This window comes from Peribacillus sp. NPDC096379 (assembly GCF_044762875.1).
Classification (GTDB): domain Bacteria; phylum Bacillota; class Bacilli; order Bacillales; family DSM-1321; genus Peribacillus.
In genome coordinates this window covers 26,785-41,815 of sequence record NZ_JBIWFD010000003.1, presented here as the reverse complement: position 1 = coordinate 41,815, position 15,031 = coordinate 26,785, and the positions used below count along the sequence as shown (strand labels likewise).

The following is a 15,031-nucleotide window of genomic DNA, read 5'->3' as shown; positions in this document are numbered from 1 at the left end:
TCTCGAAAGACCTGTGCGTATACAGTAATACGTGAGGACCGGACTTGCACAGGATGTGCTGACTTCTGTGTTGCTCGTCATGACGTGCGCAGTTTTAACAGAAAGTCATTAATGAGCGATGATACAATTCGCACGCTTTTTTACCAGACTTTATGAACAACCTCTTAAAAGTTTTTGTTCAAAATATTTAGTGCTCACCGATTATTTTTAGTATAGTAGTAATAGAGACTTAAAAGAGGTGAAGGCCATGTATTTGACGATTAAAGAGACAGCTGAGTATTTATCGATGCCTGAATCTTATATTGAAAGTTTGATTTTGCAGAATAGAATTCGAACCGTTCATGATGGAGAGCAATATTTAATATACAAGGATCAGTTCAAGACTCATTTTGAGCAAGTTGAGACATACAAAAAACACCTTGAAGATATTTTGAGTGAACCGATCCCTGAGGATTTAGATATTAAGGATGAAGATTAAAGACGAGGGGGATCTAGTTTGAGCATTCAAAAAAAAGTGGGTTTGGTGTTGGATGTAGAAACAACGGGTTTAAGTCCAAATGAAGATGAAATGATTGAGCTTGCTATGAAGCTGTTTTCATATAATGAGGCGACAGGGGAAGTCTTGGAAGTAATTGAGGAAGATTCGTTCCTCAGAGAGCCTATGTCGGTGAGTGCAAGGCGGAGCTACGAACATGCCTATGAAGTACATGGAATTCCGTTTGAGCTAGTCCGTGGAAAAAGTTTTTCCGATGTGTTGATTAAGACGTATTTTAACCGTGCAGATGCTATTTTTGCCCATAACGCATCGTTTGATCGCAGTTTTTTAGTTCGGATGTATCCAGATGTTAATGAACTGAAATGGTATTGCACAATGAGAGGTGTCGCCTGGAAAGACTATGGGATGTATAACAGTAAGTTATTGACATTATTAAAAAATCACGATATATCGGACGTTCAATCTCATAGAGCGATGGATGACATCACATATTTACTTGAACTTATCAAAAAACAAAATCCATATGGTGACTTATATTTGCAGGAGATACTAAAACGTGGGCCGATGAGAAAATACAAGCCTGCTGTTACACAAGTAAAGCGGAAATCAGCTTTTAAATTATAAACGAATTGTTCTACATGCAGTCCTAAATCCGTAAAATGTACGGAAGTGGAAAAATCAGGGAGCACTGTACGAGATTGGAGATAGATAAGTGAATGAAGTAATGAATTTTTTGAAAAGTAAAGGCTTTACTAGGTTCTTAACATTATTAATATTGATTATCGTGCTTTATAGTATGGGCAGTATGGTTAATCTCGTCTTATTTACGTTCATCTTTACGTTTCTTATGGGCAGGCTACAAAACCTTTTATCAGCCTACGCAAATAGATACGTGAGAATTAACCCTAAGCTGATATTAGCTGTGTTATACACAGTATTTGTACTTGCGTTAGCATATGTGCTGTACAAATATCTCCCTGTCATAACGATGCAAATTTCTGAATTAATTAGTCAAATTTTTCACTTTTATCAGCATCCGCCGGATAACCAGGTGATTCATTATATAAAAGGTTTTATTAATAGTCCTGACTCGTCCTTCGATATACCGAAACAATTCAATGCTGTATATGGTTATATATCTGGAATAGGTTCACTCGCAATCCAGATACTTATCTCGATCATTTTAAGCTTATTTATATTGCTTGAAAAGGATAAAATAATCCGCTTCACGTCCAAATTTAAGCATGGAAAGTTCGGTCAATTTTTCTTAAATCTTGAACACTTTGGGAAGAAATTTACGAATTCGTTTGGAAAGGTTATTGAAGTACAATTTTTGATTGCGACAACGAATTCCGTCCTATCTATTTTGTTCTTATGGATTCTCGGTTTTCCGCAGTTACTAGGGCTAGGAATTATGATTTTCTTTCTTGGTTTAATCCCAGTAGCAGGTGTAATCATTTCCTTAATTCCACTTTGCATGATTGCCTATAGTATTGGAGGCCTGACAAAGGTTATCGCGGTTCTAGTGATGGTTGCTGTTATTCATTCATTGGAGGCTTATGTCCTCAATCCTAAGTTCATGTCGGTCAAGACGAACTTACCTACATTTTTCACTCTGGCCGTATTGCTTGTATCTGAGCATTTCCTTGGCACTTGGGGATTGATCATCGGGATTCCAATCTTTATCTTCGTCATTGATATGCTTGAATTACCAAATGAAACCGAAAAAATACCCATTAAGAAAAATAAGGTCAAATAAAAAAAGGATAGGATCAAGTGGATTTTTATCCGCTTGGTTCTAACCTTTAAATGAAAGTATTCTATTTTGTTTTTGAAAGGATATACAATTGAATTGTGGAAGGTCTTAGATTAATGAAAGAGGGCTCATATATTGAAAAAGTGATGAATAATTCCACGATTATTAGTCTTTTAGAGAGTAATAGCAATGTCGTTTGGGCTTTAGAATCTGGGCTTCCTCATTTTAAATGGTGCTCGTACTTATCGGATAAAAACTACCATCGATAGTGAAGGAAATTTTTCCTGTTTCTTCAGATACCACAAGAATCACTGCATCACATTGCTCAGACAACCCTAATGCTGCACGGTGTCTTGTACCTAATTTCTTTTCTTCGACCTGTTGCTTAGTTAAAGGGAGGATATTAGCAGCAGAGAAAATTTCATTTCCGCGAATGAGGACAGCCCCATCATGTAGCGGATTTCCAGGATAAAAGATAGCAGCTAATAATTGTGGGGTAAGTTCAGCACGAATCAACGTTCCTTTTTGAATGAAGCTATCTACAGCGATTGATCGTTCAATTACAATAATAGCCCCATGACGAATTAAGGAAAGCTGTTGAATACTTCTTGAAATATCTTCATATTTTGCTGTGTATTCTGATAAGTAACAATTCATATAAAAGCTAGCTGCTGCTGATTGGACTTGAATGAAGCGATTCTTAATTTCCTCAAAGCTCCCCAATAAACAATTACTTTCCTTTTGAAGTACGTTCAATGATTTCTCAAGGTGCTCGATAATTTCCTTAATATCAGCTTCAATCCTCTGTTTCATCGGCGAAAAATCACATGTATTCATTGTTCCTCATTCTCCTTTCCTTTCGTTTTAGCTTGAATAAATTCTAGATATTTATGTACATCGTATCCTTAAAATAGTTATAATCTGTCTTCTAAAGAGAGGACTGTTTTTATCTAATCTAATAATTTATAGGGCCTGAGTTTATCCACAAATTTATCCATAAGTAACAGGGAAAGGGGGTGGGTGATTCTCCTTAACTTGTCGCTATTATTTAAATAATCTGATTATTTATCCACACTATACACAAGGATGTGGATAACTTATCCTGCTTATAAATCGCAGACGTGCATCTTTTTTACTCAGTAGAAATTGGACAGACATACTTCTCAGAGCTTGACAGTCGGGATGGAATATAAAGCCACTCTTAGTTAAAACTCTTATTTTCAATAATAACAACCTTTGTTTTTGCTGAACGCCCTGCTTGTTTCGTGTATTCAACTAATTGAATAATAGTAGGATAGCATTGCTTTGCACCTAAGACTAATAAGGGGACACCGATAAAGTCGAATTTTAGCCGTCTGGAAAATAGCCCCCCCATTGTCATTGCAAATGGTACAGTTGGAGAAGTGTTGGAAAAAACAATTCTATCCTCTCCATGATAGACATCTTGCAATATTTCACTTAAATTTTTTAAAGCAGGAACAACAAGTTTATCGTTCTTCCGGCCCAGTGTATAGACAGAGTTTTCATCCTCATCTACACCATGAAAGATAATTCGGCCCATATCATGGTTCGTTAACTTATTAAAATAATCAATATCTAAAATTTCTGCTTTGGTCAGCGTTCGACCAGTAGGTAATTTGTTTAAATGATACGCTGCCGCCATTGCTGTGCTATGTGTTCCGGCATAATCATTGTATATATAAATCATGATTTCACCCTTTTTTTAAACATCGATATCTTGGTAGTATCTCCATATATACTTGTATTATCCAAAATGAATTCTAAATCGAAAAAAAGTGGTTCGTTCGAAAAGTAGCATTGCCGTTATTCGAAAGAGAAGATCCCTTTATTTATCCCGGTTTAACAGGCTGTAAAACCCCCACCTCAATTTTTGTGAGAGAATCAAGAAATAAATAGGTGGAGGATAAACAGCCTGTAAATCCCCGCTTGGTTCAACTAACCATCAGTGGGGATGAACCCCCCACTGATGGAAGTTTCACTTTATCTTCAAAAGAACTTTTGGATGCTGTCTATTTTTAAACTTATCTTACTTCATTTCTTGATTGTCTTCCCATGGTTCAAAGGAAAATGGGATGCCGATCATTTTAGCTGTTAGCTCGTCATACGATACTAGATCCTTTCTTGACAAATCCTTTAAAGAGCGTTTCCCCATTGCTCTAAGTGCGATTTTCATTTCTTCGATACTGGCTGTTAAGAATTTTTCCGCGGCTTTTACTCCTTCTTCTACATTAAATTGGTCTTTGAATTTTCCTTGATTCCAAACACTTTGTGTAGGTGGTTCAAATGGAAGGGCATTCAATGTTTGACTATGTGCGACAGCAAATAATATAGTTGAGCCTAAATATACAGCATCAGCACCGAGTGCAAGCACTTTTAAAAAATGTCCAGGCACTAAAAGCCCTCCTGAGATAATTAAACTAATTTGCCCTTTCATCTTTCTTTTTTCTAAATGATTGGCAGCCCGGACAACCGCATGCAATGTCGGTATGCCGAAGTCGTCTGATAAAATGGGGGGCGCGCCGTGTGTGGCGGCTTGTCCTCCATCAATTGCAATATAATCAACACCAATCTCAATTAAATGATCAATATCTTCTTCGATTTTTCCACCTGCTCCCATTTTTACACCAATTGGAACACCACCTGATATGTTCCGAAGTTCCTTAACAAGTTCTTTTATATCTTCTAATGTCTGATCTTCAAAAAAATGTTCAAAAATGACTCCGTCCTCATTTTCTTTAAGCCCCATAATTTCACGAGCACGACCTGTTAAATTTTCGGGAGATATTTTCCCACCCATCCCGAGTAATGCCCCTTGTCCGAGTTTAATTTCAATCATGTCCGCACGCTTAATAAGGTCTTCTTCCTTGGACCACTCTGTTTTGGAAAACTGCAAAATATATTTTCCTGCTGTGTCTAATTCTTCGGGTAAAATACCACCTTCTCCAGAATTAATCGCGGTTCCTACATTTTTAGCTGCACCGGCTAAAGACAGTCTTACTTGTTCGCTTAGTGCAATTCCATAGGCCATTCCGCTGATCATAAGCGGAATTTTTATTTTTAACGGTTTTTTTGCTTTTGGGCCAATCGTTATCTTCATATCAACTTCTTCTTCACCACCAGTAGGAAACGGTGTCGTCTGGGCAGGTATAAAGGTAATCGGATCCAAATGCGGCCATTTTTTTGAAGAACCAAGTGGGCGATGAAGGAGATCGCCAGTTTCTGCACGTAAGCTATTTTCAAGCACATTTTGAATGCCCATATGGCGAAGCCCTGGCATCAACTCCATAATATTTTCTTGATAACTATCGGTTAAAATGATTTTTCCAGTCTGCTTTACGAATCGTTTTATCATCCAACGCCAACCAATGAGCATGAATAAAAATAAAACAAACAAGATGGCTATCATTGCAAAAGTAAAATAAGATAAAAGGTTCGACATATACACTTCTCCATACTCAACTAAAATTTCCCCGCATTAACGGGCAGTAAAACCCCCATCTCAAGGCATAGAGGAATCAAGGAAGCGTAGATGGGGGATCACTGTCCGCAAAAGCCCGATTGGTTCAACTAACAATCAGTGGGTATGAAGAAAATTCCCACTGATCGAAGTTTCACTTTATATATAATATTATATCCAAATATAGGAAAAGTATGTTATGGGTAGCTAAAGACGTTTTGACAGAGCCAATCCTTTTAATGCGAATTTTATCTCTTAAGAAATTCCTAAGTTCAGAAAAGATATTCACGCCAATTTCAGGATTTCTTGTATAGAATACCCTAAATGTAGAATTATAGAAAAAGGAGTTAGGGTCACCAGTAAAAAGAGGGGGATCAGCTTGATTCGTAATATCAGTAAATTAGTAAGGAAAACGAAAGAAACGAAGCCGCAAATACAAAAGAATTACGAGGATTCTAAGCCGCAGGATACCCTTTATAAAAACTTCAACCAAAATGTCGAAACATTTCGTTCCGTTTATAATAATTGTTCAGATGTCGTTTTCCGTCCATTCTTACTTTTCGGAAAAATAAGAGCGATGGTTATTTATATTGAGGGTCTTTCTGACATTGAGAAGATAGAAGAATTTGTCTTTTCTCCACTCATGCAGGAACCAGTCAACGAGCCACAATCAATCAATGAATTTCTTGAACATAAACTGCCCGTTTCCCAAGTAACAAGAATGAATATGTTGGCAGATTGTATAGAATCCATCTCTTCTGGAAATCCGATCCTTCTCTATGAAGGGAAGAGTGAGGGATTTTCCTTAGGGTTGGCCAAATGGGAAAAGCGGGGGATTGAAGAACCAATAGCAGAGGGAGGAATTAGGGGATCTCGAGAAGGATTTAATGAATCTTTAGAAATAAATACGTCTCAATTACGACGTATTATTAAAAGTCCTGCTCTTAAAATCCAATCGATGAAAATCGGGAATTATACGAAGACGACTGTTGCGGTTGCGTATATTGATGGCCTTGTAGATCAAACGCTAATTGAAGAGATAACGAGTCGATTGGAGCGAATCGAGATAGACGGCATTTTAGAAAGTGGGTACATTGAGGAAATGATTGAGGACAATCCGTATTCACCATTCCCTCAGATTATGTCAACAGAACGGCCGGATATCGCTTGTTCTAATTTGCTGGAGGGTAGGGCTGTCATTCTTGTAGAAGGTACTCCTTTTACTTTAATTGCTCCCATATCCTTCTTTTCTTTAATTCAATCACATGAGGATTATTATCAACGCTTTATGGTTGGCACGTTTATCAGATGGTTGCGTTTTGCATTTCTTGGAATTTCTCTTTTGCTACCTTCCCTTTATGTTGCTATTTTGACTTTCCATCAGGAAGCGGTACCAACAGCGCTACTGCTTAGCATATCAGCGTCTCGAGAAGCGGTTCCTTTTCCTGCCATAGTAGAGGCGTTGATCATGGAGATTACGTTTGAAGCACTGAGGGAGGCAGGGGTTCGATTGCCGAAGCAAATAGGCTCCGCTGTCAGTATTGTTGGAGCGCTTGTGATTGGCCAAGCGTCCGTTCAAGCAGGATTGGTTTCAGCACCAATGGTCATTGTCGTGGCGATTACGGGAATTGCTTCTTTCATGATGCCTCGTTATATTGCTGGAATTGCGATCAGGATGCTGCGTTTTCCGATCATCCTACTTGCAGGTACATTAGGATTGCTCGGCATTATGATGGGAATTATCGCTATAGTCATTCACTTATGCAGTTTACGTTCTTTCGGCATTCCCTATTTATCGCCACTAGCACCTTTAAAAGGCGGTGAGTTGAAAGATGTGCTATGGCGAGCTCCTTGGTGGATGATGGATACACGACCACGCCTCACTGGAGAATCTAACTTATACCGTCAGTCCCCAGAACAGGCACCAAATCCAAAAAGGGGAGGTGGAACGGAATAAAAGATTGGAGACGGGATAAAAAATTGGAGAAAGGAAAGGGGCGTCTCTTTATGAAGAACATCTTTCTTTTGGTCTTAGTAAGCGGAGTAACCTTATTAGTAAGCGGTTGCTGGGATCGAGTGGAAGTTAATGATTTGGCCATTGTTACAGCAGCAGCAATCGATAAAAAAGATGACAATCAAATCGAACTATCCCTCCAAATATTTATCCCTAAAGCATTAAGTAGCGGAGGTGGTCAAGGAGGGGGAACGGGGGGAGGAGGAGCTGTTACGTTAGTGACATCCCATAAAGGTTCTAATATTTCAGATGCATTATCCAAGCTTCAAAGCGAGTTCCCACGCAGAGTTTTTTGGGGACATTGTAAAGTGTTTATATTCGGCGAAAGGTTAGCGAAGGCAGGAATCCAAGAACAGATGGATTTTTTGCTCCGTCATCCGCAGCCAAGAGAGAGGGCGTATGTGTATGTCAGTGAAGGAAAAGCAAAGCCTATCCTCGAATTATTTGCACCTTTAGAGCGCTATTCCGCGGAAAGACTTCGGGAAATTTCTGATTTACATCTCGGAATGCAGGTAACATTGCAGGATTTAGATGAAAAGTTAATCGGTATTGCTCAAGCAGCCGCACTTCCAAGAGTTGATATTCTACCCCCAGAGAAGGGGCAAGAGAAATCACAAGGGAAGCCTTACATTGTCGGGACGGCAGTGTTTAAAAAAGATAAAATGATAGGAAAGCTGACGGAAAATGAAACAAGAGGAGTATTGTGGATAAGAAATGAAATAGTGGCATCCACAGTTACCTTTAAACTAGGTGCTGAAAAAGGGAAGATATCAATAAATCCCATTGAGGCTACCATAAAGTTGGTTCCTGTAATTCAAAATAAGAAATGGATAATGGTCGTGAAGATTGATACAGAAGGATCTATCATCCAGAATGGAACGAATTTGAACCTTTCAAGTACAAAATTAATAAGGGCTGTAGAAAAAGCGTTTGCAAAAGAAATAGAAAAGCGTATTAAACTAGCTTTTCAACAAACACAGCAAGTGTTGAAGGCCGATATTGTAGGTTTCGGTGAAGAGTTCTTTCGTAAATACCCTAAACAATGGAAAGAAAACGAAGGTCGCTGGGATAAGATATTCCCTGAGATAGAATTAGAAATCGAAATAAAGGCTCATGTTCGTAGACAGGGCTATATAAACAAACCAGGTGGAATGCCTGAAAAAGAGGTGAAAGAACAATGAGATGGGGGGCTTTTGTAAGTACAACGATCATCGTGGTACTGATCATTTTGTATGAATGGCCGAAAATGAAACAAACCCCTAATAAAGACAAAGTGGCTTTTTTTACACTTCTCCTCATCGGTTGGGTGCTGTCCATGTTCGATCTTCCCCATATGGGAGGACCGACTTCATGGATTGTCACGCTTTTCAAGCCGTTTGGCAAGTTTATGGAAAAATAATTGTATAAGTGGAAGGCATCTCATATTTCCTTACTATCGTAGAAAGGAGCAAGATGATGGAGAAAGGTAAAATTTCTGCGCTTCAGATGGCAATTATGATGTATCCAATGATTGTAGCTTCTGCTATTCTTGGGGTGCCGAGCATAACAGCCAAATATGCTAAAAACGACTTATGGTTGTCCCCCATTTTCGCATCCATCATCGGGTATGTGACGGTGTATATCGTGTATAAACTGCATGAACTTTACCCAAAACAAACGGTTATTCAATTTAGTGAACATATTTTAGGTAGGTTACTGGGTAAAATTCTTGGTTTATTATTTTTATTTTTTTATATCCAAACTACAGGAGTAATTCTCAGAGAGTATGCCGAATTTATTGTCGATTCGTTTCTAGTTCGTACTCCAATTAGCGTTACCATGGCATCGATGGTATTATTATGTGCTTTTATTGTATATGGAGGTTTAGAAGTAATAGGGAGGGCTGCTCAATTGTTTTTCCCTCTTTTTATCTTTCCACTTCTCATTTTAATTATCTTAGTAGTGCCTGATTTTGAATTTAAGAATATCTTCCCGATATTAGGGGACGGAATCTGGCCGCCAATCAAGGGGGCGATTGTGCCAAGTGGATGGTTCACCGAATTTTTTATGGTGATTTTTCTATTCCCTTTTTTAACGGATAAAAAAAAGGGAATGAAATATGGAATGCTGACGGTATTTGCTGTAATGGTGACGTTGGTTGTGGTGAATCTGGTTGTTCTTTTTGTACTCGGGTCAGCAACAAGCTCAAAGGTTTATCCTTTGATGAATGTAGCACGCTATATCAGTATCGCTGAATTTTTTGAAAATTTCGAGTCTGCCGTCATGGCTATTTGGATTGTAGGTACGTTTATCAAAATATCAGGGTTTTATTATGTGGCTGTTTTAAGTACTGCACAATGGCTAAAACTTTCGGACTATCGTCCTATAATATGGCCGATCGGGATTCTAATCGTAGTATTTGGTTTTTGGTCAATTCCTAATACATTGGAAATAGAGCGTTTTAATGAAGGAACCTTCCCATTGTTCGGACTAATCGTTCAAACGATTATTCCGCTGTTGTTGTTGTTGATAGCTGTTTTACGGAAAAAAAAACGTAAAAAAACTGAATCTAGCTAATGTTATACAGCTAATGGCTTGCCGCTGGTGATGTATGGTCGTTGAAAAGGAGCTTTTGTAGAAAGGTGAAAAGTCTGTGTCCAGGATCGGTGGAAGTTTATCCCGGTTCGTAGAGACGCTAATATCTTTGCTGAGCGAAGATATTAGCGTCTTTAGAACGGGACTAACAATGAGTTGGGGAGTAAGACCTCCCACTCATTGAAGTTTCACTTTATAGATTATTTAATAATCGGCGGCAATGTTTGAATTTGAATGAGCTCAATATTATAGCAAGCGTAAAAGATTATGTATCATATTGTCGGTATAGCTCTATGGGACTTTCGAATTGAATGCCCAGCGTAGAAGACATAAACCTGTAGTGCATATTAAAAATTTTATTTAGTGAAAAAAGGAATAAAAAATATTTGTTACTACTTTGTGAACGCTATTGCAAATGTGAAAGGAGGGTAGTATGATGAATGTACAGAAAGTTAGTGAAAACATTCACAAACTATATTTTAGACAAACTAATCATGGAACAGCAAGCATTTTTTTTAAGTACTCATGTGAATAATTTCACAAACTTTCGTTAAATTATTTTTAAGGAGAGATGTAGAATGAAAACGAATTGGAATAACGGACCGATTATTAGTGGAGTTTGGGCAGTATTGAGAATTTGGTTAGGCATTCAATGGGTAATGGGTGGTTGGGGCAAACTTACTAGTGGTGAATTCAATGCAGGTGGATTTATCCAAGGAGCGATAGCGAAAGCTGGTGGAGACCACCCGGCAGTACAAGGTTGGTACGCAAGCTTCCTTGAACAAGTGGCTTTACCAAACGCAGAACTATTTAGCTTCTTCGTTCAATGGGGTGAAATATTAGTAGGGGTCGGACTAATTCTTGGAGCGGCAACAATTCCAGCGTTAATTGCAGGAGCTTTCATGAATCTTAACTTCCTTTTAGCAGGGACGATAAGCACGAATCCAGTTTTCTATACAATCGCCATCATTCTCCTTTTTGCAGGAGCAGGAGCATATAATTATGGTGTAGACCGCTTTGCAATTCCATTCATTAAAGGATGGATAGGTAAAGATAAGGGGAATGGAAAGGTTTTTCGCAAAAGAGAAATTGCTCATTAAGCTTAAGAAGAGGATGACTCAGTGAGTCATCCTCTTCTTAATGTGTATTACGTTTCTGTTTTGCCCGCTTATCGGCTGCTTGTGAGCGTTGTTGTGCTTCTAAATCGTCATGGTCAGCAAGTTCTTGGGAAAATTCAATATCAAGTCCATCGCTTTTCTGATTTTTGAATCGTTGAACTGATTGTTGGTTAAGCTCTTTCGCCATTCTTAATTCCCCCTATCATGCAAAATGAGAATGTCTCATAAGGGTCTGACCTCGCACTCTAAATCAGTATGTAATGTTTCAGATACTAATTATGTACTGTATTTAGTTGTTGCGGGGTCTGACCCTTTGCTTTTGAGATACCCTCATTTAGCTTTTGTAGAAATCAAAATATCATGAGCGGAAATTCCCTCCAGCTTAATATAGTTTGCCGGATGACGCGTATCCACCAGCACGATCCGCTTTTTTAAAGTCCCTTGAGTAAAGAAATTCTTGTGTGGATGTTAATTTGTTCTTGACCAGTTTTTCTTTTCTTTTGCTTCCCATTTTCATCAGCTCCTATTTAGCAGTTGTTCATATTTTTTCCAATCAAACTGATTTTATACGATGAATCTTTTAAGGCGGATCCCAGTAAGTGTCAAAGTTTAGAATTTCTTAACAAAATTCATACACAGATAAAATAAAGCTGGATTAAACTAAATATATGAAAAGGAGGTTGAGTATGAAGCGATACTATTGTAATTATTGTTTAACGTTGACTAGGAAGACTGAGATTTGTAAAGAGTGTGGTAATAAAATTATAAAACCAATAGAGGTCAATATTCAAAAGCAAAAAGCTTGAGGAATATTGCTTTTTTTTATGTAGAGAAATAACGGAAATTCTCCTTCATCTTACTGCCATCCTAAATCTACGTTGTTGCCTAAATTTCTAAAATAATTGAAAAGACTCCCAATAAGTAAATAAACAATGATAATATTTTTAATGGGCTGAAATTTGCCTATTCAGAAGTTCTCCTTCACAATTTGTTTAGATTCCTGCATAATTGGAATCGTTGGAAATATTCGATAATGGAATTTGGGATGTTTCTCGAGTTTATCGCAAATCCATATGTAGGATTTTTGTAAGAACATAAAGTAGAGTACATAAGGGAGATGGAGTTTGTGAAATGGATATACTTGTTGATGGCACTAGCTGGTGGACTTGCTGTTGGAGTCCAGGCAGTGACCAACGGAGGTCTTGGAAAAAAAGTTGGGACATTAGAAGCTTCGTTGATTTCATTTTCTGTCGGCACAGCAGCTTTATTTTTCATTGTGCTTTTTTTCGGAAAGGGGAATTTGCTTGCGATTTCTGAGGCTCCGAAAGGACAATTAATTGGCGGATTACTTGGCGCTTTTTATGTAATCATCATGGTAATGACAGTTCCGAAGCTCGGAGTTTCTTCAGCTCTCTTTGCTGTCATTGCAGGGCAGATTATAATGGGAGCGATCATTGACCATTTTGGCCTGTTTGGAGGGGAAAGAATCGCGCTTGACTTAAAGAAAATGGTAGCTATTGTGCTTATGATGGGATCTATTTACTTATTTAATCATAAGTAGGTAGAAATTTGTCTAAAAAGACTAGAAAAGAAAAAGGACCCAAAATGGTCCTTAACGTTTAAAAATTATTTTAATAAATCGTGAAGAGCTGCTTTTAGATCGGGATAAGCAAAGGTGAATTCATGATGTTGTAAAACGTCTGGAATCACCTTTTGTCCTTCTAATACGAGGGTACTCATTTCGCCGAGCATGATTTTTAACAAAAACGGTGGCACAGGAAACCAATGAGGGCGATGCAGAACGGTACCTATCGTTTTCCCGAAGTCCTTCATTTGCTGTGGGAATGGAGCACTGAAATTAACAGGTCCTTTAATCGCTTCATGATTCACACAAAACAAAATCGCTCTAGCAACATCTTTCACATGAATCCAAGATAGCCATTGCCGGCCTGTTCCAATTGTGCCGCCGGCAAATAATTGATAAGGAGTGACCATCATAGGAAGCGCCCCTGCACTCTTGCCAAGTATGACGCCGAAACGTGTAAATACTAACCGACCACAATATGCTTTTGCCTTTGCTGCTTCTTTTTCCCATAATTGTACTGTGCGTGATAGAAAATCTTCATCAATTGTTCCGCTCTTTTCAGTGAAAACCTCTTTTTCTGATGTTCCATAATATCCGATTGCGCTGGCATGAATGACCACTGCCGGTTTTTCTGTAAGCATCGAAAGGATTCGAGTCATTTCTTTCGTTGTGTCGACCCGACTCTCGACTATTATACGTTTACGTTTATCTGTCCAACGCCCGCTGTTCAACGATTCCCCAGAAAGATTAATGAATGCGTAAATACCTGCCAACTCATTCTCTGGACTTGCAGATTGATCAAGCCATTTCACATATTTTACACCGGTAATAGGCTTTTTGTTTTCTGGATTTCTTGTAAGGATATAGATTTCATGGTTTTCTTTTCTAAGCTCTTGAATAAGAGCCATACCGACAAAGCCGCTTCCGCCTGCTATGGCAATTTTCATCATTTGCCTCCTTGATTCAAGCCTTATCCCCGTTTAACAAGCTGTAATACCCCAACTGATGGAAGTTTCTCTTTTTCCCATCGTTACTTATTTCGATTCTTTTTCGCATAAACCTTCTTTCAAATATGGTACATTAGACAAAGAGGTGGTATTCTTGGCCGTTATTACGAAAATAACAACTCAACAAAAACGAACAGACCGCTATAATGTATTCATGGATTATGGAAAGGGAAAAGGCGAGGAGTACGCCTTTAGTGTTGATGAAGAAGTATTATTGAAATTTCAGCTAAAAAAAGGCATGGAAATCAATGAATATGATCTTGCCGATATTCAACTGTATGATGAAATTCAGAAAAGCTTTACAAGTGCATTGAATTATTTATCGCACCGTATGCGTTCAGAGCAAGAAATTCGTATGTATTTAAAGAAAAGAGAAGTAGATGAACCGATTATACAAGAAACGGTTTTGAAGCTATATAAATATAAGTACTTGGATGATCTCGAATTCGCTCGTGCTTTTGTAAGAACCTATATGAACGGTGGAAATAAAGGGCCGATCATCATTCAGCAAGAGTTAAGGGAAAAAGGAGTCAAGTTCTCGATTATTGAGCAAGCGATGGTGGAATATCCGAGTGAGCAGCAAATTGAACATGCTATCATGATGGCTGAGAAAGCAACTAAGAAAGAGACGAAGCTTTCTGCGCGGGCCTTACAACAAAAGCTGGACCAAATATTATCTCGAAAAGGCTTCCCTAGAGATGTGATATCGATTGCGCTTGAAGAGATTACGGTTGAGAAAAATGATGACGAAGAATGGCAGTCACTCATGTTTCAGGCTGAAAAAATAAAACGGCGATATCAGGGGTATACCGGATATGAATATGAGCAGCGAATGAAACAGGCGTTATTTCGTAAGGGCTTTTCAATTGAAATGATTGACCGATATTTATCAGATGAAGAACACGATTAATCAAACCTGTTGACCGATGGCGATTCATTTCGGTAAGCTTAAGTGTGAGTGTGGATCATTTTAATTAAAATAAAGCTAAAGGACCGGTGACGG

16 protein-coding genes are annotated in these 15,031 nt (G+C 38.3%); 10 read left to right on the top strand and 6 right to left on the bottom strand.

Annotated elements, in window-relative coordinates; translation table 11 throughout:
* Positions 1-247 precede the first annotated feature (247 nt).
* From ACIQZI_RS14340 to ACIQZI_RS14330, 3 genes are all read left to right on the top strand, one after another.
* Positions 248-478: an excisionase family DNA-binding protein gene (locus ACIQZI_RS14340; RefSeq protein ID WP_062183538.1), complete on the top strand. Its 231-nt coding sequence runs from the start codon at positions 248-250 to the stop codon at positions 476-478.
* Between the two features lie 18 nt (positions 479-496).
* Entirely contained in the window at positions 497-1,120 is a 624-nt protein-coding gene (locus ACIQZI_RS14335; RefSeq protein WP_062183535.1) for an exonuclease domain-containing protein, read from the top strand.
* Positions 1,121-1,208: 88 nt separating this feature from the next.
* Positions 1,209-2,255: an AI-2E family transporter gene (locus ACIQZI_RS14330; protein ID WP_403074117.1), complete on the top strand. Its 1,047-nt coding sequence runs from the start codon at positions 1,209-1,211 to the stop codon at positions 2,253-2,255.
* A 222-nt stretch (positions 2,256-2,477) separates the two neighbouring features.
* Here ACIQZI_RS14330 and cdaS read toward each other — a convergent pair whose 3' ends face one another.
* The 3 genes from cdaS to ACIQZI_RS14315 all read right to left on the bottom strand — a co-directional run bounded on the left by cdaS (position 2,478) and on the right by ACIQZI_RS14315 (position 5,712).
* Positions 2,478-3,089 carry a sporulation-specific diadenylate cyclase CdaS gene (gene cdaS, locus ACIQZI_RS14325; RefSeq protein ID WP_403074115.1) on the bottom strand — a complete coding sequence of 204 codons (612 nt, stop codon included), beginning with the start codon at positions 3,087-3,089 and terminating at the stop codon, positions 2,478-2,480.
* A 364-nt stretch (positions 3,090-3,453) separates the two neighbouring features.
* Positions 3,454-3,960, bottom strand: a complete 507-nt coding sequence (locus tag ACIQZI_RS14320; protein ID WP_062183510.1) for a DUF3189 family protein — start codon at positions 3,958-3,960, stop codon at positions 3,454-3,456.
* A gap of 339 nt (positions 3,961-4,299) precedes the next feature.
* A complete protein-coding gene (locus tag ACIQZI_RS14315; protein WP_403074113.1) occupies positions 4,300-5,712 on the bottom strand; it encodes an FMN-binding glutamate synthase family protein in 1,413 nt (470 codons plus the stop codon).
* A gap of 397 nt (positions 5,713-6,109) precedes the next feature.
* Between ACIQZI_RS14315 and ACIQZI_RS14310 the strand changes: the two genes are divergently transcribed.
* From ACIQZI_RS14310 to ACIQZI_RS14290, 5 genes are all read left to right on the top strand, one after another.
* Positions 6,110-7,687, top strand: coding sequence for a spore germination protein (locus tag ACIQZI_RS14310; RefSeq protein ID WP_403074111.1), 1,578 nt, complete (start codon positions 6,110-6,112; stop codon positions 7,685-7,687).
* Positions 7,688-7,737: 50 nt separating this feature from the next.
* On the top strand, positions 7,738-8,925 hold the full coding sequence (locus ACIQZI_RS14305; protein ID WP_403074109.1) for a Ger(x)C family spore germination protein: 1,188 nt from the start codon (positions 7,738-7,740) through the stop codon (positions 8,923-8,925).
* The gene (locus ACIQZI_RS14300; RefSeq protein WP_049680176.1) at positions 8,922-9,143 is read left to right on the top strand and encodes a hypothetical protein; all 222 of its coding nucleotides are present in this window, start codon (positions 8,922-8,924) and stop codon (positions 9,141-9,143) included. Before ACIQZI_RS14305 ends, ACIQZI_RS14300 begins: the two co-directional genes overlap by 4 nt.
* Positions 9,144-9,199: 56 nt before the next feature.
* Positions 9,200-10,300, top strand: coding sequence for a GerAB/ArcD/ProY family transporter (locus ACIQZI_RS14295; protein WP_403074106.1), 1,101 nt, complete (start codon positions 9,200-9,202; stop codon positions 10,298-10,300).
* 596 nt (positions 10,301-10,896) lie between these two features.
* The gene (locus tag ACIQZI_RS14290; protein ID WP_049680178.1) at positions 10,897-11,418 is read left to right on the top strand and encodes a DoxX family protein; all 522 of its coding nucleotides are present in this window, start codon (positions 10,897-10,899) and stop codon (positions 11,416-11,418) included.
* A 37-nt stretch (positions 11,419-11,455) separates the two neighbouring features.
* On the opposite strand, the gene ACIQZI_RS14285 is transcribed toward ACIQZI_RS14290, so the two are convergent.
* Both ACIQZI_RS14285 and ACIQZI_RS14280 read right to left on the bottom strand, forming a co-directional pair.
* Entirely contained in the window at positions 11,456-11,623 is a 168-nt protein-coding gene (locus ACIQZI_RS14285; protein WP_082190939.1) for a YfhD family protein, read from the bottom strand.
* Positions 11,624-11,818: 195 nt separating this feature from the next.
* Entirely contained in the window at positions 11,819-11,947 is a 129-nt protein-coding gene (locus ACIQZI_RS14280) for a YfhE family protein (RefSeq protein WP_082190940.1), read from the bottom strand.
* A gap of 615 nt (positions 11,948-12,562) precedes the next feature.
* On the opposite strand from ACIQZI_RS14280, the gene ACIQZI_RS14275 reads away from it, so the two are divergent.
* Positions 12,563-12,997 (top strand): DMT family transporter, encoded by a 435-nt coding sequence (locus ACIQZI_RS14275; RefSeq protein ID WP_049680179.1) that lies wholly within the window; start codon positions 12,563-12,565, stop codon positions 12,995-12,997.
* A 65-nt stretch (positions 12,998-13,062) separates the two neighbouring features.
* Here the strand turns inward: ACIQZI_RS14275 and ACIQZI_RS14270 are convergent, their stop codons facing one another.
* A complete protein-coding gene (locus ACIQZI_RS14270; protein ID WP_403075154.1) occupies positions 13,063-13,968 on the bottom strand; it encodes a TIGR01777 family oxidoreductase in 906 nt (301 codons plus the stop codon).
* Between the two features lie 145 nt (positions 13,969-14,113).
* Here ACIQZI_RS14270 and recX point away from each other — a divergent pair, with 145 nt between their 5' ends.
* Positions 14,114-14,938 carry a recombination regulator RecX gene (gene recX, locus ACIQZI_RS14265; RefSeq protein WP_403075151.1) on the top strand — a complete coding sequence of 275 codons (825 nt, stop codon included), beginning with the start codon at positions 14,114-14,116 and terminating at the stop codon, positions 14,936-14,938.
* The last annotated feature ends 93 nt before the right edge of the window (positions 14,939-15,031 follow it).

Coding starts and splice junctions, on each gene's coding strand:
- ACIQZI_RS14340 (WP_062183538.1), top strand. CDS start 248: ATGTATTTGACGATTAAAGAGACAGCTGAGTATTTATCGATGCCTGAA.
- cdaS (WP_403074115.1), bottom strand. CDS start 3,089: ATGAATACATGTGATTTTTCGCCGATGAAACAGAGGATTGAAGCTGAT.
- ACIQZI_RS14320 (WP_062183510.1), bottom strand. CDS start 3,960: ATGATTTATATATACAATGATTATGCCGGAACACATAGCACAGCAATG.
- ACIQZI_RS14315 (WP_403074113.1), bottom strand. CDS start 5,712: ATGTCGAACCTTTTATCTTATTTTACTTTTGCAATGATAGCCATCTTG.
- ACIQZI_RS14305 (WP_403074109.1), top strand. CDS start 7,738: ATGAAGAACATCTTTCTTTTGGTCTTAGTAAGCGGAGTAACCTTATTA.
- ACIQZI_RS14300 (WP_049680176.1), top strand. CDS start 8,922: ATGAGATGGGGGGCTTTTGTAAGTACAACGATCATCGTGGTACTGATC.
- ACIQZI_RS14295 (WP_403074106.1), top strand. CDS start 9,200: ATGGAGAAAGGTAAAATTTCTGCGCTTCAGATGGCAATTATGATGTAT.
- ACIQZI_RS14290 (WP_049680178.1), top strand. CDS start 10,897: ATGAAAACGAATTGGAATAACGGACCGATTATTAGTGGAGTTTGGGCA.
- ACIQZI_RS14285 (WP_082190939.1), bottom strand. CDS start 11,623: ATGGCGAAAGAGCTTAACCAACAATCAGTTCAACGATTCAAAAATCAG.
- ACIQZI_RS14280 (WP_082190940.1), bottom strand. CDS start 11,947: ATGGGAAGCAAAAGAAAAGAAAAACTGGTCAAGAACAAATTAACATCC.
- ACIQZI_RS14270 (WP_403075154.1), bottom strand. CDS start 13,968: ATGAAAATTGCCATAGCAGGCGGAAGCGGCTTTGTCGGTATGGCTCTT.